Raw genomic sequence first — 23081 nt, forward strand, 5'->3', positions numbered from 1 at the left:
AAGGCACTCCGCTTAAAGGAGTGCTTTACTTTTATAAAGAAAGATTGCTCTTGGCTTGAAGCGTGCAGCTTGTAGCTTGCAGCCTTTCACGTCTCACGTTTCACAACTATATACAAGTTAAGCGGGCTAACCAATATCTTTATCTAACCAAAAACAATAAAATGAAAAATACACTCGCTATACTCATTCTATTTTTAGTACCCGTGTTGGCTTTCAGCCAGGATATTACCGGTCAGTGGAATGGTGCATTGTCCGTTCAGGGGATGCAGCTACGATTAGTTTTTCATATTACTAAAACCGAGAGCGGATATAGTGCCACCATGGATAGCCCGGACCAAGGTGCGAAAGGCATACCGGTAACAACCACCACATTTGAAAATGCCAAACTAAAACTAGAGGTAGCAGCTGCCCGCATTGAGTACAGTGCAGACTTGAAAGACAACGCTTTTGTTGGGACATTTAAACAAGGGGGAGTTGAGTTCCCACTTAATTTATCAAGAGACGCAATTGAAAAGGCAACACCCAAAAGACCGCAAGAGCCTACAAAGCCTTATCCCTATTATACTGAAGATGTCAATTTTTCTAACAATAACGCCAACGTTACATTAGCAGGAACATTGACCTTACCTAATAAAGAAGGGAGCTTCCCAGCAGTGATATTGATCACAGGCAGTGGTCCGCAAAGCAGAGATGAAGAATTGCTAGGACACAAACCCTTCCTGATCCTTGCTGACTATTTAACCCGGAATGGCATAGCTGTATTGCGGTATGACGACAGAGGTGTTGGACAATCAACTGGTGATTTTAAAACGGCAACATCGGCCGATTTTGCTACTGATGTAGAGAGTGCGATTGCCTACCTGAAAACCAGGAAAGAAATCAATCAAAAAAAGATTGGTCTGATTGGGCATAGTGAAGGGGGTATTATAGCACCCATGGTGGCCTCAAAAAGCAATGACCTTGATTTCATTGTTTTGCTGGCAGGAACAGGCATTCGGGGAGATCAATTATTGTTGATGCAGCAGGAAGCTATTTCAAAAGCATCCGGTATACCCAACGCTAACATACAAAAGAATAAAGCAACCAATGTGGGTGCCTTTCAAATTATACTACAATCGAAAGATACACAGACATTAAAGGCAGACCTTACCAAATACTTAGAGGGAACACTACAAAAAGACCCAACCATAAAGCCGGCCAGCTTAACGGAGGCCGCCTTTATTGATCTGCAATTAAATCAGCTGGTAAGTCCCTGGATGACATACTTTATTAAGTATGACCCAGCTCCTGCATTAGAAAAAGTAAAATGTGCTGTACTAGCGGTCAATGGCAGTAAAGACTTACAGGTGCCAGCTAAAGAAAACCTGGCTGCTATTGGTCAAGCTTTGAAGAAAGGCGGGAACAAAAAAGTAACCCTCCTTGAACTTCCCAACCTGAATCATTTATTCCAGGAGAGTACTACAGGTTTACCAGCTGAATATGCTACAATTGAACAAACCATTTCACCTACAGCTTTGGAGAAAATAACGGAGTGGATTAAAAAGCAAGTACAATAATCAGCTTTTCATTAGGATAGGTCAACATTATTAAATCCTAAAATTTAAACTATCGGAATCCGAATGAGAGGATTAAACTCCAAAGTTCAAATCCCAAATACCAAAAAAGATAATACCCCTCTATCTAATTGAAACGAGTATAAAACTAATTTAAGTTACGCAGCGTGTATAGCCGTTGACAGTTAACATAGAGCAGTAGAATGCTGCCAACTGTTAACTGTCAACTAAAAACGCTACTTTCTTAATACCGTCTTTGCTGCCACCTTTGCGGCCTCAGCAATTGTCGGCGATTGATCGCCTTCCAGGTTGACATCTACCCGAATGGCTTTCAATCCGCTAATGCCTTGCAATTCTTCCAGCTCCAGGTGTTCAACATCACCAATCAGCAAATTTTCTGATTGCAGGTATTCAATATAGGCCAGGTACTCGTTCAGCTCTTTTTGCTGCGAGTAAACAATCGCTATTTTTCCGGGTTGTGTCAGTCGTTCATCACTATCTAGCAGGTGAACTTTATCTATACGCTTCTTGACGATCTCGTAGCGAATATTATAAGCGCCATCAACATCAAACTTACGTTCCTTACGACGGAATGATATAGACAACGGAATGGAATGCGCCAGGATCAGCTGCGTCGTTTGTAACGGTAGTGGCAGTCTTTTTTCCAAAGCATGGGTTAGTCGCGCCGCCTTTACCAGCATCAAGAGTTGCCACAACTTCAAATTGCCTACATACATTTCATGAAAAGGCCGGTTGGGTGCCATACTCTGACCGATATAGATATTGAACTCTATACCATCTGTCATATAGCGCTCAAAATAGTGCGGGTAAAACTTTTGCGCCTGCGCCTGTTCCCGGTCTACAAATCGGTCTAATGCATTATTGATAATTGTGAGAGTATCTTCATACTTCTTGCGGTGGTGATATACAATATTCTTTTGCGGGTCAAGAGCACCTCTATAATTGTCGATAAGTTTGTGCAACTCTGGCTGGGTCAAATGTAAGTGTGTGAAAAGTTCTTCTACATCTTTTTGCAAGAAGTCATAGATCATTAATTCATCATCACTAAGCAGCTGTTCGCTGCTAGCAGCAATGTATTTATTAACCTTATAGCGAATTTCTTTAAGTAATGGGAACTCCAAGATAGCTGCTGCTTTTTCCAGAACCTGGTGTACCAACTGCAGTTGTTCGAGAAGATCCAATTGAATGGAATTATTACGTTCTACCGAGCTATTGCGCACATCAATAACAGCATATAGGGGATATACATCTTCAAAGCTGATGGACGGAATTTTTGCCGAATCATTTTCCTGCATCATTTGTAGGTATTGAAACGCAGCTTCTGTAAACAACCACTCTACCGCCGGCTGTATGGCTGTAAAATGCTCTTTAATGGTTTTATTGATCTGCGATTCCAAACTCTGAATGTTCTTTTCTAATGCCAGTGAAAACAACTGCATAGCTGAATGAATCTTAACCAAGTGGTTATACTTCAGCCGTGCAGGTTGCTCGCTTGTAATGTCCAGCAATCCAATCAGCTCTCCCTCATTGCCTTTTAAGGGACAAAGGATCAGGCTTCGCGCCCCTTGTTCATTATAGTATTTAAGCAACTCATGCTGCTTACTATTTTGTTCGGTCAGATCGGTATACAAAAGGGGTTGATCAGTAGTCTCAAAGATCTGCTTTGCCAGTTGAGTGATCGAATACTTTTCAGCCTGCGATCGATGGGTTTTAAATAGCAGACTGTTGCGATAGTATTGTTCAGAATAAATATAATGGTCATTAATCTTTATAAAAGGAGTGATGCCAACCGTTACGTCTTTCAAACCCAGGAAGGTCTGGATATGTGTTTGCATCTGCTCATAAACGGCAACATCGGAAATAGCGTTTACATTTAACAAGGTATTTTTTATCTCTGCAATAACCTGCTCACTGGTAACATCTGTTACATCAATAACGACCAAGCCCTCAAAACGAAAGTTTTCTAAAGGAAAGGTCTTCCGCAATTCGTCCATATCCAGTGAGCGCTGAGCTGTGTAGTTAGTAGGCAGCTTAAACTTATCATTGTCCAGATTCACATCAACAAACTGCGCATTCAATCGCAGCTCCAGGTATTTTGTCAGACCGGTTTCCTTATCAGGAAAGGTATGCACAGAAGTGGCAATAGCCGCCACATCCCAGGAATAGAACTTGCGCATGATCAGGTTATAGGCAAGGTTCAACGAGGCTTTGGCTATGCTATAATTGGTGCGGTTGTCAGGTACCACAATTTCCCGTGAGTCGTTGGGCAGGAACTGCTCCTTGAACGAGGGTGACGTATAAACCGTTTCAGAACGAAAAGGAAAAGCAATGGCATACATACCCTCCATAGCACCCGTGCTAGGCGTAAAGATGGTAGATAGCAGGGTTTCAATCAGCTCATAATGTTCTTGCAATACTGTTTCGTCATCAATAGGCTCTAAGAGCACCGGATTGGCTTCTATATCATTTATGATGCCCTGATATAGTCTTTTAGCACCTAGCTTCCCTTCAGCAATCATTCTCTTGAGCACTGTAATCAAGGGCTTCAGAGAAAGTACGCTATTAAAATTATAGTTTGTGTTTACCATTTGTGATACGCTTGTATATGTACGGAAAACAATGCAGACGCAACCGTCTTGCATGCTTACCTATGCAAAACAACCGCCACGCCAAAAACGGCAACTCAGCGTTAAATCAACATTATTTAGGGAAAAAAGGGCAAATCAGGAGGCAGGAGTGATCTGCTTACGCATAACCTTTTGAAAATAAACACAAACGGGCTGTAATCCACATTGCTCACATTTGGGTTTACGGGCTATGCAGGTATAGCGCCCGTGCAAGATCAGCCAATGATGAAACTTAGGTACGACCTCTGCTGGAACATACTTCATTAACTGAAGCTCGGTTTGCAACGGTGTTTTGGCATTTACAGTTAAACCAATACGTGCCGATACCCGGTGCACATGCGTATCTACCGCCATATTGGGCTGATTATCAACCACAGAAGTGATAACATTGGCCGTTTTACGGCCTACACCTGGCAGCTGTACCAATTCCTCTACAGTCATTGGTATTTCACCATTGAATTTTTCAATAACCAGCTTAGCCATGCCCAACAGGTGACGGCTTTTATTGCCAGGAAAAGAAATGCTTTTTACCAGGGCAAACACATCATCATAATTGGCTGCAGCCAATGAAGGAATATCCGGGTATTTTTCAAAAAGAGCCGGCGTGTGCATATTCACGCGCTTGTCTGTACATTGAGCCGACAAAATTACCGCTACCAATAACTGATAGGTGTTAGTAAAATGCAGCTCCGTTTCCGGTGCCGGCATTACTTCCTGGAAATAATTGATACAGAATTGAAAGCGATCCTTACGGTTCATAAAAGTTGCCGCAAAGGTAGGGAAGTTAACAGGCAATAGTCAACAGTCCGCAGTTAACAGTTAACGATTACTAGTAAAAAGCTTATTGGTATAACCGCGACGAGAATCAATGAAGTCATTGAGTAAAATGTGTAATATAACAACACATTCGTTACCCCTCTTTTCTTACCCCTATTCTATATGTACGTGTGTGTTTAACAGCCCATCTTTTGTGTACAAGTCGCATATTTTAAAACATTCAAAACGGCTTCTGTTCGGGGTTGTTCCATTAGTGAATTTAAACGCTGATGAGAAGCTTTCAGGACACCTAATTTTTCACGAAGCGTCCAATCATTTTCCAATGCTTCTTCCATGTCTAGCCGCGTGACACTGTCCACTTCATTGTAGAGATATTGCAGCAAATCCTCTGGCGTGTAATTATTCATAACTCCTCTTTATATACGGTGGCTTGTGATGTTGTTGCTACTTAAACGCACTATAAAGTAAGTTATTGTGTACCTACTTATTTGTCTTTTGTATTGCTCTCAGCAGGTTCTATCAGAAACAAGTCTTCACCATCGCGCTTCATAAAGTACTTTTCGCGGGCAAATTTTTCAATAGTGGCGGGATTGTTTTTCAGCTCTTCAGAAAAGTGTCGCTCCTGCTCAATTTGCTCCGTAAAATAATCCTTGCTTTTGTCCAGCTCATGCAACTCGTGGCGACGCTCCAATTGTGCAAACAGATCGTTTTTGTCAAAAAAAAGTATCCAAACGACAAAGGCAACTGTTGCCACCAGGAACTTATTGCGCAAAAAAGCAGGAATGATACGAAGTATTTTCATAGCCTTGGAGCAGAGAATTGAAGGCGAAGATACAAGGCTAAGAGGAAAAAAGAAAGCTAAGAGAAAAAGAGAAAGGAGAATAGGAGGAATGGCTGATTTAAGTTGACAGGTTAGGAGGAATTGGGAATTGAGAGAGAGGAATGTTCAACACTGAATATTTAACGATCAATGTTCAGGAATGAGGATTCATAAGCAATAAGTTGCGAGGGTTATTGGCAAAGTTTGACTATGATCAAAAAAAGGAAAGTCAACAATGGGACCGAATATTTGTGAAACGTGAGAGATAGTCCATGGTCAATAGACGACAGTCAACAGCAGGAATGGTACTTAACCGTGAAAGGCGAAATATGAAACGTAAAAAAATAAACTAAGATCAACTGTTGGAATGGGTTATGATGATAGTCAACGGTCAACAGACGACAGTCCACTGCCAACTATTAACTACCAACTACACTAATTGCTGATAGCTTTTCACCATATCTAACAGCCGCTGCTTCTTTTCCGGCCACTCCTCATCAATGATGCTATAGATCACAGTATCTCGTATAGAGCCGTCTGGGCGAATGGCATATTTGCGTAACACACCTTCTTTCACACCACCAATCTTTTCTACCGCTTTTTGCGAACGAACATTTTGATGCGCTATATGGAATTCAACCCGCTGAAATCCTACTATTTCAAAGGCGTACTGCAATAACAGCAATTTACACTCCTTGTTATGCGGACCACCCCATACAGCCGGAATATACCAGGTATACCCAATGGCCAGCCGCTTATCCTTTGGTGTAATTGCATAATAGCGTGTCATACCAATAATGCTATCATCGGCCGTAGCGCGAATAACAAAGGCTTGTTGTCCTTCTACTGCCGTAGGATCCAATGCAGTAGTGATATAGGTTTGGAACTGCTCGTTGTAGGTATCGTTAATGAGCAAGGTTTTGGTAAACTCCCACAAACGCTCGTCACGTGCCAACTCTTTCAATACCTCAATATGATCCGGACGTAACAACTCTAAATAGATATGTGTTCCTTTTAAGCGGGTAATATCAATGGGTAGTATCGCCATATTGTAAAAATAAAAAACCCTTTCACTCTTTGCACTTTCTATTCCCTTCTAAAGAAGAGCAGAAAGATCAAATGTGAAAGGGTATTATGGATAACGTATTACTTACTTACCAAACTTCAGCTTAGCACCTGGATAGTAAGCAGAAGCGCCTAACAGCTCCTCAATACGGATCAATTGGTTGTATTTAGCCATACGGTCGGTACGGCTGGCAGAACCCGTTTTGATCTGTCCGCAGTTCAAGGCTACTGCCAGGTCAGCAATAGTAGTATCTTCTGTTTCACCACTACGATGGCTCATGATGGTGTTATAACCATTGTGCTGTGCCAGCGTTACGGCATTGATCGTTTCAGTGATGGTACCAATCTGGTTTACTTTTACCAGCAAGCCATTACCAATATGCTTATCAATACCTTGCTGTAAGCGGCTAACGTTTGTTACAAACAAATCATCACCCACTAGCTGGCAACGGTTACCGATAGCTTGTGTCAATGCTTTCCAACCTTCCCAATCATCTTCAGCCATACCATCTTCAATGGAGATGATAGGATATTGATTCACCCAGTTCTCCCAGTATTTTACTAATTCATCAGAGCTTAATTTCTTACCATCGCTTTTATGGAAGATATACTTGCCATCTTTATACAACTCGCTGTTAGCCGCATCCATTGCAATGAACACCTGAGAACCTGCTTTAAAGCCAGCAGCATTGATAGCCTCCAATACCGTTTCAATAGCTTCTTCGTTTGAACCAATATTTGGTGCAAAGCCACCTTCGTCACCTACGTTGGTGCTATAACCTTTCTTCTTCAATACTGTCTTCAATGCATGGAAGATCTCAACACCCCAACGTAAGCCTTCACTGAAAGTAGAAGCGCCAGTAGGCATAACCATGAACTCCTGGAAGTCAATTTTATTATCAGCATGTGCACCACCATTCAGGATGTTCATCATAGGCACAGGCAATGTTTTAGCATTGGTACCACCAACATAACGGAACAGAGGCAGACCCGCTTCTTCTGCAGCCGCTTTGGCTACCGCCATACTTACGGCCAACAACGCGTTTGCACCCAATTTGCCTTTATTTTCAGTACCATCTAACTCAATCATTAACTGATCGATACCTGTTTGATCGGCTACATCGTAACCTACCAGCTCTGGTGCTATGGCTTTATTTACGTTATCCACGGCTTTCAATACCCCTTTACCCAAGTATTGGCTTTTATCGCCATCACGCAGCTCTACGGCTTCATGTATACCTGTACTAGCACCACTAGGAACAGCAGCACGGCCCATTGCCCCATCATCTGTTATAACATCTACCTCTACAGTAGGATTACCACGGCTATCCAATATTTGTCTGGCGAAAATCTCAGCTATGTAACTCATGACTTCGTTGATTGGTTTATAGTTGTAAAAAGAATTCTGTTTTGGAGGTGCTAAGATAGTGAGAGTGGACGGACTGCCCTTATTCTTTTATCAGTGACTTCCTTGGAAAAATCAAAAGAACCAACCCGCCTAACAAGCAAATACCAGCCTTCACATATAACCACATGCGCTCTTTTTTGTCGCGGCTAAAAGCATCGTTGAACGTATAAACTTCTGTTCCATTATTTAATACAAGCCCATACAATCGTACGGTGGAAGGCGTGTACAAGTAAGCCAATTGATCTTTATGAATTGCTATACGAGCGGTATCTGTAGCTTTTACTAAGCTATTGAAATACGTTTCTGATAAAGAAGGAGATTTGGTATCCACCAGGAAATAGGTGGGATAATTTTCCACCTGCACCAGTACTTGTTTTTTGGGCCGCCATAGGCCCTCTCCTGTTTTTTCAGCAAACCGTACGCGGCCTGATATGGTAAATACATCTTTCGGGCCCACTGATTTTATATCACAGGCTTCCTGTCCAAGACTGGCAGCCACACCTAACAATACAATACCAACAATCTTTGCAATAATGAGAATTATTCTACTCCGGGTTCGTAACATGACATACAAGGGGTTTAAATCGCGAGTAAAGATCAGTACTTCACCGGACTTGCTTTCTCTATCCTATTTCCATATAGGTAAAATGATAGTAAGGTCACTAAAGAAAAAAGGCATTACATAGCCCCCTTAATCCTTTAGATAATTGCACATGGAACAAAATGAGATATGTATTGCTTTTATACACAAGTAGCATTAATTGTACGATAGGGAAACAGTGTTGTTTGCTGTGATTATGATGGTGATGGCACTGTGGTAAGCGAGCGGAAGATATCTTCCAGGCTTTCGCTTTGGGTTTGCAAGGAAACAATATTAAGGTTATGCTCAAGGGCCAGCTGCAACAGCCCTTTTCGTACAGCTTCCGGCTCCAGCGTCTGTATATTCCAGTTGTGCGTATTTACTTTATCTACATTTTGAACGGCGGGCAGGCGTTTTAGCCACTCGGCCTCTAACGCTTCGGCAAAGCCCACTTTTACCACAATAACCGGAGAGCGCTTTTGCAGATTGGCCAGTTTGTCATCAGCTACAATCTGTCCTTTATTGATGATGATCACACGGTCGCAGATGGCTTCTACTTCCTGTAGAATATGTGAGGAGAAAAGTACCAGCTTATCCTTGCCTTGCTCCTTAATGACATTGCGGATCTCTACGATCTGGTTGGGATCCAGACCACTGGTTGGCTCATCCAGGATCAATACTTCTGGATCATGGATCAAGGCAGCCGCTAAACCCACTCGCTGCTTGTAACCTTTAGACAGTTGTCCAATGCGTTTATTGCTTTCTGGTGTTAAGCCGGTTAATGTAATAACTTCTTCTATGCGCTGCTTTTTATGCTCCACCGCATGCATATCAGCAACAAAACCCAGGTATTCCCGTACATACATATCGTAGTACAGGGCATTGCTTTCCGGCAGGTAGCCTATTTTTTTCTTGGCAGCCAGGGGATCTTTCCGCACATCAATACCGCTGACAGTAATCTGGCCTTCATCGGGTTCCAGGTAACCTGTGATCATTTTCATGGTAGTAGACTTTCCCGCACCGTTTGGTCCCAGGAAGCCCACAATCTCGCCTTTGTTAACGGAAAAGGAAATCTGGTTTACCGCTTTTTGCTCACCATACTGCTTTAGTAACTGCCGTACTTCAATTGCCATAAAACAAACGTACAAAGAAATACAGCAGCAATAGCGGGCAGCCAAGGCTAATTTATCTTTAAAAAAAGGCTAGGTAGTGCGTAAGGATTGACTGCTACTGGGTGCAAGCTGTTGTTGCAGGCTAAACAATAAGAATTCTAAAGGAATTGGCTTGGCCAATACAGCATCTGCTCCGAATAAAGTAGCACGGGCCGTGCTGCAGTCGTAACCCGACATCAACACCACTTTCACAGCTACTGTAGCGGATGAATGTTTTAGTTTCCAGCAAAGCTGTCGCCCATCGTTGCCATTAACGTTAATGTCCAGCAGTACCAGGTGGGGGTTAAAAGAGGCAATAATTTCCTCAGCCTCGGGCAAGGAGGCTGCTGTTTCAACAATATAGCCCTCCTTGGCTAAACGACGCTCTAAGAGCATCAGCCAATCTATATCGTCGTCTACTACTAAAACTCTGTGTATCATCCCTCTACTTAAAGCACTCATAAAAAAAGGTGTTTAACATTCGGTTAGCTAATCAAATCGTTGCTTCTTGGCTTTATAGTTTACACAGAGGACGGAAGGCTTACGGAGGTTAAAAAAAAAGAAGTTGATTGATATTGGATTGGTTTGGTTTTTCAAGGAACGGTGTTATTCAATGGGTGGTTTTTCTTTAGGATCGGACTGGGATTGATAAGTAATCAATCAACTTCTACCACAAAGCTATTTCACACCAGAAGGCCAGACAAGCGGGGATTTGACTTTTTTCCGCCGAAAAACTACAGCACAAATAGCACGTAGAAATACGCAAATGTTTATTTACTGTATCGTATTTATTAAAAATTCTCCTGACCGGAAATGCAGTAGCCATATGGGTTTTCAAAGAGCGCCCATACTTATTCCATCTTCTTTGTAAAAAACACTAACAAAAAAGGCCTTACGTCTGCGTAAGGCCTTTACTTTATCAATTTCATTCCGTCTTTTCGAGGTTTTTGGCAAGACAGACACTATGAAGAACATATGATGGGATAAAACAACATGTGTCAGATGGATTACTACCCATAAAGTAACAATCACACTTTACGATTTACCTTTATTCCGTCTAAAGACATAAACTGTTGCAACCCAAAAGCCCAAAGCAACTATAAGCAAAAGGTATCCATTGAAGGAACTTTGTATCCAACCTGTATCACTATAGTAAGAACCTTCTGCTCTTTTACCCGTGAGTATAAGATACCCAGCAAGCATGAGCAGAAATGCAGTAATAATTGAAAGGAATATTTTTGCTCCCACAGTATGTTTTACGCTTTGATTTAAATAAACAACTCAGTAGCGCACAACGGGGAAGAAGTTTTTCCCCTTAGACCTAGAGTCCAATATTGACATTAGCCGGCTCTTCCTCTGTGATGCTGGTTGCTTCCAGAACCGAAATCAGGTCCGGATCGTTCACAATCTGATTTAATACCCAAGTATTTTCATCTCTGGTGAACACGTATAAATCTTTGAACTTTTCCGTATTTGTGCTGGAACCCTTTATAATTTCCCCACTCCGATCGTCGATAGTATAGTCGATCATCGTTCCTTTGATGAATGCAGAAAAGGTATCCAGGTAATCTTCCCGGTAGTCCCTGCAAGAAATTATCTGAATGGAACTAATGGTGATGTTTTCCAAAATATTTTTCTCATGATTGGCTTTCATATTTTGCAGCTGCCAATCATTGTTATTGTAGAAACTACAACTAATAATCTTTGATAATTTGAGTAGATCTCTTTCCATCCATGCATCCTGCATTGCATAGAAAGTATTCTCCACAGTTTGTTGCATGTGTTCCAGGTTCCAAATATCATCTTTTGCTACAGCTATCACCTTTAAGGCAGACTTCTTTTTCCAAAAGAGTACAACTGTAAGAACAACAGTGTAAAGCCCCCAAATAATTAATCCAATGAAACCAAACGGTCCACCTCCGCCTCCATGGCCGTGTCCGCCCGAACTACTTGAGCCACCTGATCCGCCTCCCCCACCTGCTCTTGCAAAAAGCAAGCAGACACAAAGGGTTAAGAGTATAGTTAGAAGTACTGCTTTCTTATTTCTCAGCATGTTAGTCATATGGATGTTAGTTATTCAAAAGGCATGATTACAGCAGACAAACAGTTTATGCATTGGCGAAGGAGGGAGTTTTTATCTCAGCTATCAATTCCAAATTCCGTTCATCGCTGTCAGTATGATTGGCTTTCCGTCTGTAACCACAATAGTATGTTCATGCTGTGCCATAAAGCCACCTTTATTTCCAACCATTGTCCAACCATCGTTAAGGGTTTCAGCATACGTTGAAGCGGTAGCAATAAAAGTCTCTATGGCAACGACAGCATTCTTCTTAAATCTTGTCAGGTTGAACCGGTCTTTGTAATTGGCTATTTCGCTTGGTTCTTCGTGAAGACTTCTGCCTACTCCATGCCCTGTCAGGTTCTTAATTACTTTGTAACCACGCTTCTTTGCCTCCGTTTCTATTAGATATCCTATGTCTGAAATGCGAACACCACCCTTTATGTTATAGATGGCTTTATGCAAGATCTCTTTTGAAGCATCTACCAGTTTTTGGTATTGGTTAATATCTTTCCCTAGTACAAATGAGCTACCATTGTCCGACCAAAAACCATCCAGCTCAGCAGAAACATCGATATTGATCAAATCGCCTTCTTTCAGTTTTCTGTTGTCGGATGGAATACCGTGACAAAATTCATTGTTCACGCTGATGCAAGTCCAACCAGGAAAACCATAGGTTAGATAAGGTGCTGACTTTGCCCCAAAATCCGAAAGTATTTTTGCTCCATATTCGTCTAAATGTTTGGTCGTCATACCAGGCTGTGCATAGTTCCGCATCTCCTTCAATGTGCAGGCAACTGCTTCACTTGCTTTTTGCATTCCGATCAGTTCTGCTTCTTTTGTTATTGACATAATCGTTTTATCTGTTTGTTTGGGTTAGCGTCATAGACCGACCGCCAACAGAGTAGGTATTGGTGAAGGAGTGTAATCAATGTCACAGCTACTTCATTTTCTTAATTGTGCTGATAGCAATTTAAAATAGAAAGGTAGTATAGGTATAACCATTTTACAAATACACATGCTTGCGGCAGGTTCAATTCATTATCCACCTGTTATGCGTATGTCTGCAATGATCATGTCACCATACTCCCTCTTTTGCTCATCTGTCCACAAGGGGATACCGCCTTTAGGTAAAGGCTTACGAGAGCTATTGGGCTCTAGCGAAAAAGAAACCACAACGCCAGCAGGTTTTTTGTTTTGGCGTAGCATTTCGCCATACTCTTGCTTATCTACAAAATGGAACTTTAAATAAGTGCCGCCGACTGCTCCACGCCATCGATTTTCAGGATTTCCGTAAACGTATTTTATTGCAGGTTCTATCTGCGCTAACAATATGTTTAAAGGTTGACCAATAAACTGTTCTTTGTGTATAGCTAGTTGTCCAACATCACTTACTGCTTGAACGAGTTTTTGCCCAAAACAAGCTGTACTAACAAATAAAATGACAAAGAGGAAGAGTCTATAGGGCAGTTTCATAAAAGTAAGTCAGAGTCCTTTTTAAAATAGTGAGATGCGTCTACCATCTATTTCCATAAACTTGCCGTCAACAGCAAAAGAGCTTTCTGCAGCAACAGCCTTAATATTCTACTAAACAAATCTACACAACAAAGCCTGATAACGTTGTGGCGCTTAACTTTGGCGCCTCTGCTGCTATAGCTGAAAGCCCTGTATTAGCGGCTTTTGTCTGGCATTTCACTATTATTAAATATCGATGAAAGACGTAATTCAAGGTCCGGACCTTTTAAAAACGAAACAGCATTTTTCCATTCTTGATGGATTAAGAGGAGTTGCTGCGCTGGCTGTGGTCATTTTCCACTTTATGGAATGGGTCTTCACCGATCCCAGTAAAAACTTTATTGGTCATGGTTTTTTAGCAGTGGACTTTTTCTTTTGTTTATCTGGTTTTGTTATGGGCTACGCTTATGATGACCGCATCCAAAAAATGGGAATAGGATCGTTTTTCAAGGCTAGGTTAATAAGATTGCACCCCTTAGTGGTTTTGGGTTCTGTATTGGGATTATTAGGATTCTTTTTGGATCCTTTTGCATCACCCTTAGTTTACAATACCGGCAAAATTGTTTTGCTGTTTGTTGGCTCACTTTTTCTGATCCCGATTCCCCTGATGGAGGAGCGCGCCTTTAACCTCTTTGCCTTCAATGCTCCCTCCTGGTCACTCTTTTGGGAATATGTTGCCAATATATTTTACGCTTTCGTTCTTTATAAGGTGGGCCGTCGCTCCTTGACTGTTTTGACGATCCTGGCAGCTGCAGGTATTTGCTTTGTTAGTTATCGGGCGGGAAACCTGCTGGGTGGATGGTCAAAAGATACTTTCTTAGACGGAGGCGCCCGTGTGGCATATTCCTTTTTAGCGGGCCTCTTAATTTACCGCTCAAATTGGATCATTAAAAACAGACTTGGATTTATAGGCCTGAGCATTTTGTTGTCTTTAGCCTTCTTTATGCCCGTTACTAAGTGGAATGGGCTGACAGAGACGCTGGTGGTACTTTTCTATTTTCCCCTGCTGGTTTCCCTTGGAGCCGGCTCATGCCTGTCGCCTAAATTGAAAAAGGTTTGCCAGTTTTCAGGCAACATCTCTTACCCTCTTTACATGACGCACTATGCTGCTATATGGGTCTTTGGAAACTATTTTACCAATAAAAAGCCACCGATAAGTGAACTACCCTACATCATTATGCTGGGCACCATTTTCCTTGTTGTTATTGCTTATTTAGTAATGAGGTTCTATGATATACCGGTTAGGCGATACCTGGCTAAAAAATGGATGTCAAAACAAAGGCATTAGCCTAAGCAACTTTGATGGTGGCTGATTAATGCAGAGGGTATTTTAGGTGTCTTTTCTGTTGCCGTTGGTGCGACCCTAAGTGTTCGAAAGCTATAATAGACGGTAGAGAGCGTACTCTTTGAAGCAGTTTCCTTTGCGCCCCTCTGCGGTTTCTCTGTGGCCTTTGCGGTAAAAAAACAACCGCAAAGCAGCGCAAAGAAGGCGCAAAGCAACGCAAAGAACAACATTCGAACACTTAGGGTCGCCGACCAACGGCAACATTGAAAAAATAGTATTCTGCACGCTCGGAGCAGCTCAAGACTATGGGTAGCTAGACTTAATCGAGCATGCCAACAAATAATGTTTCAGTCTTTTCGTTCTGGCCCGCTTTTATTTCAATTATTCTAAAATCCTTTGGCACTTCGGCGCCACCATTGAGATCAAAAAGTTCTTTTACCAGATAGGGCACATTACCGAAATACTTATCAATTTTTTTGTTCATTTGGTCCATTGCCTTTTTATACTTTTTATTGTCATGTGCAGCTGTGGCTTCTTCCGCTTGCTGATGCAATGATTTGATCTCTTGTTGTAAGGAAGACTGATCAGTACTAAAATCGTATCCACTAACCGTTTTTATTGGCACACTAAAGGAATCTGTAATATCGTGGTAGGTTTTGTACCAGTTGCCCAGTGCTCCTCTGGAAGAGATACAAAGCAGATAGGTTCCCGCCGGCAGATCATTAAAAGTGTAGTTGCCATTTATATCCGTTCTTGTTTTTTTGATAATATTTACATCTTTATAATAATCGAAAGAATATTTTTTATTCAGATCAAAAAGGTAAACTACTGCACCAATTTCCTGCCTGGTAAATGAGCTTTTGGATGTGATATAATTAGTTATAACATTTCCTGAAACACTTGCTGTTTGTGCATTTGTAAAAAGTGTAAAAAATAATGCAGCGGCTAATAACAAAGCTTTGTTCATTTTCTAAAAGGGGTAATGATTAAAATTTTCAAACTAATTGGAACTGGTAAAAAAGGGCAATATAAAGAAGAAAATGAAGGCCAGTGATTCGTTGCCGGAATCTTGATTGTTGTTATGTATATCTTAAAGGAATCTGCCTTTTTCCGTTAAAACCTTATGGGTTTTGGGCCCCGCCGAAGGGTCGGAAATGAGATGATTGATCAAGTAATGTTTGGCACTAAATACCTTTACAAAGTCCATTATACAGGGTATTTTAGTACATGCTAAAAAAACTCCTTATCAGAAGGTGGATGGCAAAGCCCTTTGCAGCATTGCTATTGTTACCTGTTTCGATAGCCGTTTTTTCGCAGACCTCCGATTCTGTAAAAGTTAAGAACTGGGATGTAAGTGCCGTTGCGTTGTCTGTGCTTACCCCTGACGACTTCTTTATAGTACCCGTTGTTTATGCCAACTACAAACGCTGGCATTTTGAGCCCCGCTATAATTACGAAAGTTTAAAAACCTTTTCCCTATTTGCCGGTTACAATATAGTAGGCGGCAAAAAGTTTCAATATCTTCTTACCCCTATGCTTGCTGGAGTGGTAGGCCGCATCGATGGTATTGCTCCAGGACTTGAGGCAGATCTGGCCTATGGACGATTTCGGTTTTATACTGAAATGGAATACCTGTTCGATCTTAACTCAAGTGCTGATTCCTATTATTATGCCTGGTCGCACTTCCGCTTTGTTATTAACAATTGGATGTCGGCAGGTATAGCAGGCGGGCGTAACCGGGTTTATCAAAATGATGTAAAAGTTCAAAGAGGGGTATCGTTGGGTTTCTCTAAAAAGAAACTTTCTATCACAGGCTTTTATTATAATCCGTTTACTTCCGACAATTATGGAGCCCTCGGTGTTTTTATGCGGTTTTAGGGATTGAGTATTTGTTCTTCAGCCATGGTTCGTAATCCTATTTCCACGGAACGTTTTTGAGTTAAAGCAATTTTCAGCCTCCGTGTCTCTTACCATATACAAGAGGCCACGCAAAGGAAACATGTAGGAGACGAAAAAAAGCCTACTCCCAAACACTGTTTCAATTCAGAGTTGTGCAACAGCCACCAATGTTAGCTGCAGGAGTTATTGTTAAGATGGCTATTTTTTGCCCATGCATCTTTTATAGTCGGCAATTAATCTTTCCCTATTATACCACACTTTATACTTCTCAGGTATTATTGAATTTACCAAATAAATTATCCTTCCAACTTCTTCTTGGTAAAAGTTACTCACATGAACAGTTTTTGTGCTGTTATCTTTTTTAATAACAACTGTCACCTGCGAGCCATCGTCAATACAGGGATTTGAATAATAATCTTTTAATTTCGTTAGATTGATTTCGCTAATTTGTCGTAAAGTGTCCGAGAATTGTAGTTTTTTAAGAAAAACAATAGTGTCCTTGACGCCTTCTAAGTCACTCTTGAAAATTATTTTTAGTTGCTTATCGGTCAAAACCGTAGCCACTGAATAGGCTTCTGCATAAAAACTATTTACAATTATGGCCGTGAAAGGTCTAATGGTATCTTTCCCTTTTTCAATATTTGACTGTGCTTTGATAGCGTTGCCTGAGCATGAAAAAAGACCTATTAATATGGAGCAAAGCGACAAAACGTATTTATAACCTTTCATGGTCTTCATTCGGGTTGTTAATGTGCACTCTAATTTCAGCTAATGTAAAAGGTATTTGTGAAGTGGCTGTAGTCGGTGTTACCGCTGCTTCATTTACCTGCTGTCGTTGATATATGTTTTGTAAATGAAAGGTAGTGACGCAGCAGCCATTTAACAAATATGATGTTAGCCGAATCATAAGTAAATAAAACCTGTCTGGGTATTTCCTTTGAAGTTCTTTAAGTAGTTAAGAACTGCTTCTTTTGACTTGAACTCCCCGCCGTAGCCTGTCCAGAAGTCTACTACCTTATTGTTATCATACCTGAATATGATAATGTGGTGCGACAGTCCTTTACCTCCCTGTTTATAAGCCAAAAGCATAAAATGGTCATTTAGTCCTAAGTAGGTCAATTGTCTGCGGGGTAACGGTTTCACTCTCCATCGAACTACATCTGTGGCTTGAAAAGGCTGGTTGGGATTGGCTATATCAAAGTCTCCTGTCCAACAGTTAAGCGTATGTTTAAGAAACTTGGGAATGTTGTTTTTATTGTTCAGTGTGGTGAGCTGGGTGGTCTGTAAGGAATCAACCAGCGCCTTTAGATTTTGATTGTTTAAGATTTTAACCGAGTCAATGGTATAGCTGCATGGCTGACTTTGGGCGAAACTCCCAAAAGTAGCAAAGAGCAATATGCTTAATATTACTGGTCGCATGAATTTCGCCGAACGAATTGGAGCTTGCTGCTGTGGCGGCAGTCCATGTTCCTGTTGTTTGGTTTATAGTCTGAAGATAATTAGAATTATGGTTGATGAGAACAGGTACAACTTCCGCTATGGTAGCAAGGTCGTGTTGTACGCAGTAAGATTACTTTAATTTAGCCATGCGTTCTTCAGGCAATTCTTTATCTCTGTTGTAGTCATTAACTGTTAGTGTCGCCTTTACAACCACTTTGTTTTTCATAATAATCACGGTATCAACGCACTGCTCTTTATAAGCCGCTGCCATGCACAGGCCATTGAATTTTAATCGATGCTCCTTGTTCTTCATTAGATCAACTGCTGAAACTTCAAAGGGTGCTCCATCTTGTTGACCTGCTTGGTTAACAAAGACGACCACACCATGTGGTATACTATAGCTAATAACGTGCGGGTAGTCGACTGCCTTGGTTGTATCTTTTTGCAATGTAAGGATTGCTCCACAGTCTGTAGCGCACCCATGCTCGAAAAACAAGAGTTGGTTATTTTCACCTATGTACTCAGGAATGAAATAACGCCTGTACTCCAAAACTGAGGGACAATGATATAATCCTTTATTATTGCCTTTACTCCATTGTATGTAAAGGTCTTTGTACCTGCTGCTATCATTCTTCACCAAATACTTAATTAGCCAACCATCCTTTGTAAGCGTATCATGAGCATAGGATTGAATCTCGTAGTAATTACTGTCTGAGAAATTAATAGGTATAAGTTTCCCAGCATTGGCATCAGGCAAAGGAACAGGAGTAGTTTGCTGGTCAGCATTAGGTGGGTTGCAACCCAATGTAAAAACACTTGCCAATAGTAAGATTCTAATTATATGTTTGGTGACCATTTTATTGCGCACAACAAGTAAATATACAAAACACCCCTTCCATAATATTCAGTTTCCATTTTCGATCCAACTCAAAGAGTATCAAGGCATATGGATTGCGCTTTCTATGTTTTCCATTTCACATAACCGCTGCATTTATGCGTTTTCAATAACAAAGAAAACGCAACGTTTTTTTTGTCAAAACCATCCATATAAGATCACTAGAAAATTATTCCAAAAGCAAACAAGTAGAAACAAAAAAGGCCTTACTCTATAGTAAGGCCTTTTCTCTATATTATTATTTGATACGGTTTAATATCTACCGTCTTTTTTATCCATACCTCTACCAATACCATAACCGGCACCAGCACCAAGAACACCACCAATTACGGCACCTACACCACGGTTCTTTTTATTGATAATAGCACCCGCACCAGCACCTACTACACCACCAACTACAGCTCCTTTAGCCGCTTTACTCCAACCTTTTTTTCTAGCAGGAGCTTGTGCTACCGTACCATTACCTGAGCTGTAACCTCTGGATCTACCAGCACCACTGCTACCGTAGCTACGAGATGAGGTACTACGTGTAGTAGAGCGCGCCACAGGTGCTGCAGCAGCAGCCCCAGCTGTAGTAGCATATGGATCAGCTGTATTATTCAATTCATTCTGCATTTTCCAAGCCTGGTATTCAGACAGCCCTGCTGTATCGGCAGCCAGGCGTACCGAGTCTTGATAGGCCTTCAGCCTTGCACTCTCTACCGCTAGTTTATCCTGGTTGCTATTACAAGCAGCCATTACTGCGGCTATACTGAAGATGGATAATATGCGTTTCATAAGTAACAATTTAACGTGTAAAAATTTGTTTATAGCTTCTCTATTTTTCCTCATATATTACCTAAACCATGCCAACAGCTGTGTCAAATGTTAAAGGTTTATCAACCCTTTTTTCCCTTAACAAATAATTTATTCAAAGCGGAATTGCGCTTCGCTAACGGCTAAGCGCAATTCTGTTTCAGTACGCTAAACAAACAGTTACGGCACTGCTATTCTCCATAAAAAGAGCAAGGATATTAGCTCCAGCTTTTAGAAAAGACTTTTTGTAACAAGGTCGTGGTACGCGCTTCTTTTTCAGCACGTATCAGACGCTCTTTTTCAGCCACTTTACGGAACATGGCTTCACTAACAGCGCCAGCCATGATAGTAGGCAGATCCAGTTTTATTTTATTGCCGCCTAATGGTTTTACAATCTCATTCCACATGTCGTTGAGCTTATACTCCTGTAAGGCGGTCTCCACTACTGGACGGATGGAACGGCGCAGGCTATCGCCAATAGATGCACGCAGGTAATCGGTACCGGCAGTACCGCCCGCTTTAATGATATGCATAGCATCGGTAAACTGCATATTACTGATACCGCTGGCAAAAATGGGTATGGAGTTGGTAGCTGTTTTTTCAGCTGCCGTGCCTAAGGTTGTTGTAAAACGATCGATCTCGTTGGTAAGCCCCAACATGCTGACCGTATTCATGGCCTTACGCACACCCTCGGGCAACACGGCGGTCATGATCGTTTCTTTATTAAAAGCTCCTGTGAAATTGCTTTCCTGTACGCCTAGTTGCAACATCTGGCGAATGGCAGCAGCGGCATCGTTCTCATTCAGCTTATAGCCGGCAAAGCGACCGCTGGTACAGGAGTACGACAAGGGTAAAAGGAACAGGAGGAGGAAAGGTACAATTAGTCTTTTCATATGCTACTTTTTCTTAAGAACCTCATAAGACCGTTTCGTTTAATCCACCTAGAAGGGCAAGGACTGTATTTGGCAAACTTTAACAAAAAGAAGCTGCGAGCTATGAGCCGTGAGCTTCGAGTAAGAATACATATCATAAGACATAAAATCCCTTCTCACGGCTCATAGCTCACCGCTCGCAGCTACACTCACAATGTATCACTAAAGTCATTGTCCGTGCCCTCTGGCTCCAGCTTTTCATTTGGATCTATAATGCCTTTTAATTCAGTAAGATTAGGATCGGTTTGTTCCTGCCTAACCTCATGAATCGGTTTCTCGTTACGCCCACTATTATTGTCGTTGGCTGCTTGCCAGCTTTTATCGTTTGTATTTATTTCATTCTTCTTCATTGCATTCATTTACTAATGAGTATACCATGATCGTTCCAATTTTTAATGCTGTACCAAAATGGACTGCCGACTATTGACCTCTTTTCCTGTTATTTCTATAAAATAAATGCCATTAGCAAGGCCCTGTGTGTATACGGAAGTAGTTGCACTCTTTAGTGACTGCTGACCTACCAACAGGCCCGCCGCATTATAAATACGCAACTGGTGAGCGGTTTTAAAAGCTGCTTTTACATAGAAATAGGATGCCGCAGGATTGGGAAATACCTGTACTTGTTTTTCCTCACCTTCTGCAGGCACCCACTGGTTGATATAAACATTGATGGTTTTGTTTGCGCAGCTTACAATAAGATCTTCCCAACCATCCTTATTTATATCTGCAAGGATTAAATAGGCCACATTAGCCGGTACCTTCATTGCCACAGGCTCCTCAAATTGCGCATGGCCTTTACCCAGCATAAAGAACAGCGTATCGTTTGGCATACCATCCATATCAGTATGATTAAATACCAGGTCTGTAAAACCATCATGATTAAGATCTGCAGTGCGTAAATAATAGGGCCGGATCATTCTGTTTTCAAAAGAAGGTACTCTTATAGAAGGCGATAGGTAATCAGTTCCGTTATTGAGTTTAATGATCAAACTATCGGAGCCAGGCATATTATCAAAAGAAGCATACAGCAAGATCAGATCTTCTTTGCCATCATTGTTTACATCGGCCAGGGCAGGTCTGGCCATTTGAAAGGTGGGATGATAGGTAGGCACAAAATCACCATTGGCCTGCTGCACAAATATCAATAGCCATGGAAAAGAACTTGACACCACCACATCCCAACGACCATCGCCGTTTTGATCCGTAATAAAAATATCCTTACAGGTATCCAGCACCGAAGGGTAAGTTCTTTTGGTTTCAAAACTGCCATCGCCTTTTCCAATAAATACATGCAGGGAAATGGTACGGCCGGAGCCGCTAGTGGTGCTCAATATATCCATGATCCCATCTTTGTTGATATCAACACATTTTACGGCACGGCCGTGAGTACCGGTATACATGTAGGGCCCTTTGGTTAGTTGGCCGGAAGACTGTCCAAACCAAATGGTGAAGCCATTGTTCCAGTAACTGGAAATTACCATGTCCGGAAAACCATCTCTATTAAAATCGGCAATATCACTTAGAAAATAATTATCCTCTTTAGCCTGGTGGCTGATGCCAGAAAACTTTCCCTGCCCCTCTCCTTTCATAACACCCCATTGGGATTGACCGGCGTTGTATAACACCGTAAGATCTGACTGACCATCGCCGGTAAAATCTTTTGTATGTATAAGGTTGGCTACATCAGCCACATTATAGGTTTGAACAGGAGCAAATCCTTTCCATTGAGCTAAACAAGGAAACGTATTAGATAAAATAATAAGCAGTGTAACGATCTTTCTCATAATTGAACGTTTGGTTTCTATATGTACAATTATCGCGTTGACAAGGCGGTGCAGGCCGACGTTGCAGGGGAAAATGTTAAAGAAGAGGAAAGCCGCGGGCTATGAGCTGTGAGAGGAATCCACGGTCGACAGACGACAGTCCACAGAAGGAAAAGCTGCGAGCTATGGGCTGCGAGAAAAGTCAATAGTAATTAGTCGTTATGTCAGTAGTGAACAACTATAGGAGGATGGTAGGAGGATATCCTCTGTAACTCCTCTATAAGTGCGACTCATATAAGTGGAATTTGGAATTTGTCCTTTGGAATTTTAAAGAAGGACTCCTGTGCGTGGGTGCTCCCCTTTAGGGGTCGGGGGCCGGCTACTCACCACTGACCACTGACCATTCACGAGCCCGGCTTCTGCCGCGCCGCCCTGCCTATCTCCTCTGGTCTCTTGCACCTTTCTTGTACCTCTCCTGTACCTCTTCTGTACCTAA

General features: G+C 41.6%; 23 protein-coding genes. 3 read left to right on the forward strand and 20 right to left on the reverse strand.

Annotation, left to right across the window (positions count from 1 at the left end; genetic code table 11):
• The first annotated feature begins 161 nt into the window (after window positions 1-161).
• Complete coding sequence (locus SY85_RS12670; protein ID WP_066405026.1) at window positions 162-1556, forward strand: alpha/beta hydrolase family protein; 1395 nt, start codon at window positions 162-164, stop codon at window positions 1554-1556.
• Window positions 1557-1789: 233 nt separating this feature from the next.
• Here SY85_RS12670 and SY85_RS12675 read toward each other — a convergent pair whose 3' ends face one another.
• The 12 genes from SY85_RS12675 to SY85_RS12735 all read right to left on the reverse strand — a co-directional run bounded on the left by SY85_RS12675 (window position 1790) and on the right by SY85_RS12735 (window position 13537).
• A complete protein-coding gene (locus SY85_RS12675; protein ID WP_066405027.1) occupies window positions 1790-4162 on the reverse strand; it encodes a hypothetical protein in 2373 nt (790 codons plus the stop codon).
• Window positions 4163-4297: 135 nt separating this feature from the next.
• A complete protein-coding gene (gene nth, locus SY85_RS12680) occupies window positions 4298-4960 on the reverse strand; it encodes an endonuclease III (RefSeq protein ID WP_066409719.1) in 663 nt (220 codons plus the stop codon).
• Between the two features lie 194 nt (window positions 4961-5154).
• Window positions 5155-5385 carry a hypothetical protein gene (locus tag SY85_RS12685; RefSeq protein WP_066405029.1) on the reverse strand — a complete coding sequence of 77 codons (231 nt, stop codon included), beginning with the start codon at window positions 5383-5385 and terminating at the stop codon, window positions 5155-5157.
• A gap of 77 nt (window positions 5386-5462) precedes the next feature.
• Window positions 5463-5780, reverse strand: coding sequence for an FtsB family cell division protein (locus tag SY85_RS12690; RefSeq protein WP_066405030.1), 318 nt, complete (start codon window positions 5778-5780; stop codon window positions 5463-5465).
• A 448-nt stretch (window positions 5781-6228) separates the two neighbouring features.
• Complete coding sequence (locus SY85_RS12695; protein ID WP_082886421.1) at window positions 6229-6846, reverse strand: GNAT family N-acetyltransferase; 618 nt, start codon at window positions 6844-6846, stop codon at window positions 6229-6231.
• Between the two features lie 102 nt (window positions 6847-6948).
• Complete coding sequence (gene eno / locus SY85_RS12700) at window positions 6949-8232, reverse strand: phosphopyruvate hydratase (RefSeq protein WP_066405035.1); 1284 nt, start codon at window positions 8230-8232, stop codon at window positions 6949-6951.
• Between the two features lie 79 nt (window positions 8233-8311).
• Window positions 8312-8836 carry a hypothetical protein gene (locus tag SY85_RS12705; RefSeq protein ID WP_066405037.1) on the reverse strand — a complete coding sequence of 175 codons (525 nt, stop codon included), beginning with the start codon at window positions 8834-8836 and terminating at the stop codon, window positions 8312-8314.
• Between the two features lie 230 nt (window positions 8837-9066).
• Window positions 9067-9984 (reverse strand): gliding motility-associated ABC transporter ATP-binding subunit GldA, encoded by a 918-nt coding sequence (gene gldA / locus SY85_RS12710; protein ID WP_066409723.1) that lies wholly within the window; start codon window positions 9982-9984, stop codon window positions 9067-9069.
• A gap of 69 nt (window positions 9985-10053) precedes the next feature.
• Complete coding sequence (locus SY85_RS12715; RefSeq protein ID WP_066405039.1) at window positions 10054-10464, reverse strand: response regulator; 411 nt, start codon at window positions 10462-10464, stop codon at window positions 10054-10056.
• Between the two features lie 859 nt (window positions 10465-11323).
• Window positions 11324-12064, reverse strand: coding sequence for a Tim44 domain-containing protein (locus SY85_RS12725; protein WP_066405047.1), 741 nt, complete (start codon window positions 12062-12064; stop codon window positions 11324-11326).
• Window positions 12065-12148: 84 nt separating this feature from the next.
• Window positions 12149-12913: a type I methionyl aminopeptidase gene (map, locus tag SY85_RS12730; protein ID WP_066405048.1), complete on the reverse strand. Its 765-nt coding sequence runs from the start codon at window positions 12911-12913 to the stop codon at window positions 12149-12151.
• Between the two features lie 189 nt (window positions 12914-13102).
• Window positions 13103-13537 (reverse strand): hypothetical protein, encoded by a 435-nt coding sequence (locus tag SY85_RS12735; protein WP_066405049.1) that lies wholly within the window; start codon window positions 13535-13537, stop codon window positions 13103-13105.
• Between the two features lie 235 nt (window positions 13538-13772).
• Between SY85_RS12735 and SY85_RS12740 the strand changes: the two genes are divergently transcribed.
• Window positions 13773-14864, forward strand: a complete 1092-nt coding sequence (locus SY85_RS12740; protein ID WP_066405051.1) for an acyltransferase family protein — start codon at window positions 13773-13775, stop codon at window positions 14862-14864.
• A 316-nt stretch (window positions 14865-15180) separates the two neighbouring features.
• Here SY85_RS12740 and SY85_RS12745 read toward each other — a convergent pair whose 3' ends face one another.
• Complete coding sequence (locus SY85_RS12745; protein WP_066405053.1) at window positions 15181-15828, reverse strand: carboxypeptidase-like regulatory domain-containing protein; 648 nt, start codon at window positions 15826-15828, stop codon at window positions 15181-15183.
• A gap of 290 nt (window positions 15829-16118) precedes the next feature.
• Here SY85_RS12745 and SY85_RS12750 point away from each other — a divergent pair, with 290 nt between their 5' ends.
• Window positions 16119-16739, forward strand: a complete 621-nt coding sequence (locus SY85_RS12750) for a hypothetical protein (protein ID WP_066405055.1) — start codon at window positions 16119-16121, stop codon at window positions 16737-16739.
• Between the two features lie 219 nt (window positions 16740-16958).
• Here the strand turns inward: SY85_RS12750 and SY85_RS12755 are convergent, their stop codons facing one another.
• From SY85_RS12755 to SY85_RS12790, 7 genes are all read right to left on the reverse strand, one after another.
• A complete protein-coding gene (locus SY85_RS12755; RefSeq protein WP_066405056.1) occupies window positions 16959-17498 on the reverse strand; it encodes a hypothetical protein in 540 nt (179 codons plus the stop codon).
• A gap of 165 nt (window positions 17499-17663) precedes the next feature.
• The gene (locus SY85_RS12760; protein ID WP_066405058.1) at window positions 17664-18179 is read right to left on the reverse strand and encodes a hypothetical protein; all 516 of its coding nucleotides are present in this window, start codon (window positions 18177-18179) and stop codon (window positions 17664-17666) included.
• A 151-nt stretch (window positions 18180-18330) separates the two neighbouring features.
• Window positions 18331-19023 carry a hypothetical protein gene (locus tag SY85_RS12765; protein WP_148661175.1) on the reverse strand — a complete coding sequence of 231 codons (693 nt, stop codon included), beginning with the start codon at window positions 19021-19023 and terminating at the stop codon, window positions 18331-18333.
• A gap of 324 nt (window positions 19024-19347) precedes the next feature.
• Window positions 19348-19872: a glycine zipper domain-containing protein gene (locus SY85_RS25150; RefSeq protein ID WP_099459385.1), complete on the reverse strand. Its 525-nt coding sequence runs from the start codon at window positions 19870-19872 to the stop codon at window positions 19348-19350.
• Window positions 19873-20108: 236 nt separating this feature from the next.
• Window positions 20109-20783 carry a DUF4197 domain-containing protein gene (locus tag SY85_RS12780; RefSeq protein ID WP_066405065.1) on the reverse strand — a complete coding sequence of 225 codons (675 nt, stop codon included), beginning with the start codon at window positions 20781-20783 and terminating at the stop codon, window positions 20109-20111.
• A gap of 188 nt (window positions 20784-20971) precedes the next feature.
• Window positions 20972-21172 carry a hypothetical protein gene (locus SY85_RS12785; RefSeq protein WP_148661176.1) on the reverse strand — a complete coding sequence of 67 codons (201 nt, stop codon included), beginning with the start codon at window positions 21170-21172 and terminating at the stop codon, window positions 20972-20974.
• Between the two features lie 42 nt (window positions 21173-21214).
• Entirely contained in the window at window positions 21215-22606 is a 1392-nt protein-coding gene (locus tag SY85_RS12790) for an FG-GAP-like repeat-containing protein (RefSeq protein WP_066405069.1), read from the reverse strand.
• Window positions 22607-23081 lie beyond the last annotated feature (475 nt).

Origin of the sequence: Flavisolibacter tropicus (assembly GCF_001644645.1) — a bacterium.
Lineage (GTDB): Bacteria > Bacteroidota > Bacteroidia > Chitinophagales > Chitinophagaceae > Flavisolibacter > Flavisolibacter tropicus.

What these genes read in the sequence shown, in the direction of transcription:
- SY85_RS12670 (WP_066405026.1), top strand. Translation starts at nt 162, where the DNA reads ATGAAAAATACACTCGCTATACTCATTCTATTTTTAGTACCCGTGTTG.
- SY85_RS12675 (WP_066405027.1), bottom strand. Translation starts at nt 4,162, where the DNA reads ATGGTAAACACAAACTATAATTTTAATAGCGTACTTTCTCTGAAGCCC.
- nth (WP_066409719.1), bottom strand. Translation starts at nt 4,960, where the DNA reads ATGAACCGTAAGGATCGCTTTCAATTCTGTATCAATTATTTCCAGGAA.
- SY85_RS12685 (WP_066405029.1), bottom strand. Translation starts at nt 5,385, where the DNA reads ATGAATAATTACACGCCAGAGGATTTGCTGCAATATCTCTACAATGAA.
- SY85_RS12690 (WP_066405030.1), bottom strand. Translation starts at nt 5,780, where the DNA reads ATGAAAATACTTCGTATCATTCCTGCTTTTTTGCGCAATAAGTTCCTG.
- SY85_RS12695 (WP_082886421.1), bottom strand. Translation starts at nt 6,846, where the DNA reads ATGGCGATACTACCCATTGATATTACCCGCTTAAAAGGAACACATATC.
- eno (WP_066405035.1), bottom strand. Translation starts at nt 8,232, where the DNA reads ATGAGTTACATAGCTGAGATTTTCGCCAGACAAATATTGGATAGCCGT.
- SY85_RS12705 (WP_066405037.1), bottom strand. Translation starts at nt 8,836, where the DNA reads ATGTTACGAACCCGGAGTAGAATAATTCTCATTATTGCAAAGATTGTT.
- gldA (WP_066409723.1), bottom strand. Translation starts at nt 9,984, where the DNA reads ATGGCAATTGAAGTACGGCAGTTACTAAAGCAGTATGGTGAGCAAAAA.
- SY85_RS12715 (WP_066405039.1), bottom strand. Translation starts at nt 10,464, where the DNA reads ATGAGTGCTTTAAGTAGAGGGATGATACACAGAGTTTTAGTAGTAGAC.
- SY85_RS12725 (WP_066405047.1), bottom strand. Translation starts at nt 12,064, where the DNA reads ATGACTAACATGCTGAGAAATAAGAAAGCAGTACTTCTAACTATACTC.
- map (WP_066405048.1), bottom strand. Translation starts at nt 12,913, where the DNA reads ATGTCAATAACAAAAGAAGCAGAACTGATCGGAATGCAAAAAGCAAGT.
- SY85_RS12735 (WP_066405049.1), bottom strand. Translation starts at nt 13,537, where the DNA reads ATGAAACTGCCCTATAGACTCTTCCTCTTTGTCATTTTATTTGTTAGT.
- SY85_RS12740 (WP_066405051.1), top strand. Translation starts at nt 13,773, where the DNA reads ATGAAAGACGTAATTCAAGGTCCGGACCTTTTAAAAACGAAACAGCAT.
- SY85_RS12745 (WP_066405053.1), bottom strand. Translation starts at nt 15,828, where the DNA reads ATGAACAAAGCTTTGTTATTAGCCGCTGCATTATTTTTTACACTTTTT.
- SY85_RS12750 (WP_066405055.1), top strand. Translation starts at nt 16,119, where the DNA reads ATGGCAAAGCCCTTTGCAGCATTGCTATTGTTACCTGTTTCGATAGCC.
- SY85_RS12755 (WP_066405056.1), bottom strand. Translation starts at nt 17,498, where the DNA reads ATGAAGACCATGAAAGGTTATAAATACGTTTTGTCGCTTTGCTCCATA.
- SY85_RS12760 (WP_066405058.1), bottom strand. Translation starts at nt 18,179, where the DNA reads ATGCGACCAGTAATATTAAGCATATTGCTCTTTGCTACTTTTGGGAGT.
- SY85_RS25150 (WP_099459385.1), bottom strand. Translation starts at nt 19,872, where the DNA reads ATGAAACGCATATTATCCATCTTCAGTATAGCCGCAGTAATGGCTGCT.
- SY85_RS12780 (WP_066405065.1), bottom strand. Translation starts at nt 20,783, where the DNA reads ATGAAAAGACTAATTGTACCTTTCCTCCTCCTGTTCCTTTTACCCTTG.
- SY85_RS12785 (WP_148661176.1), bottom strand. Translation starts at nt 21,172, where the DNA reads ATGAAGAAGAATGAAATAAATACAAACGATAAAAGCTGGCAAGCAGCC.
- SY85_RS12790 (WP_066405069.1), bottom strand. Translation starts at nt 22,606, where the DNA reads ATGAGAAAGATCGTTACACTGCTTATTATTTTATCTAATACGTTTCCT.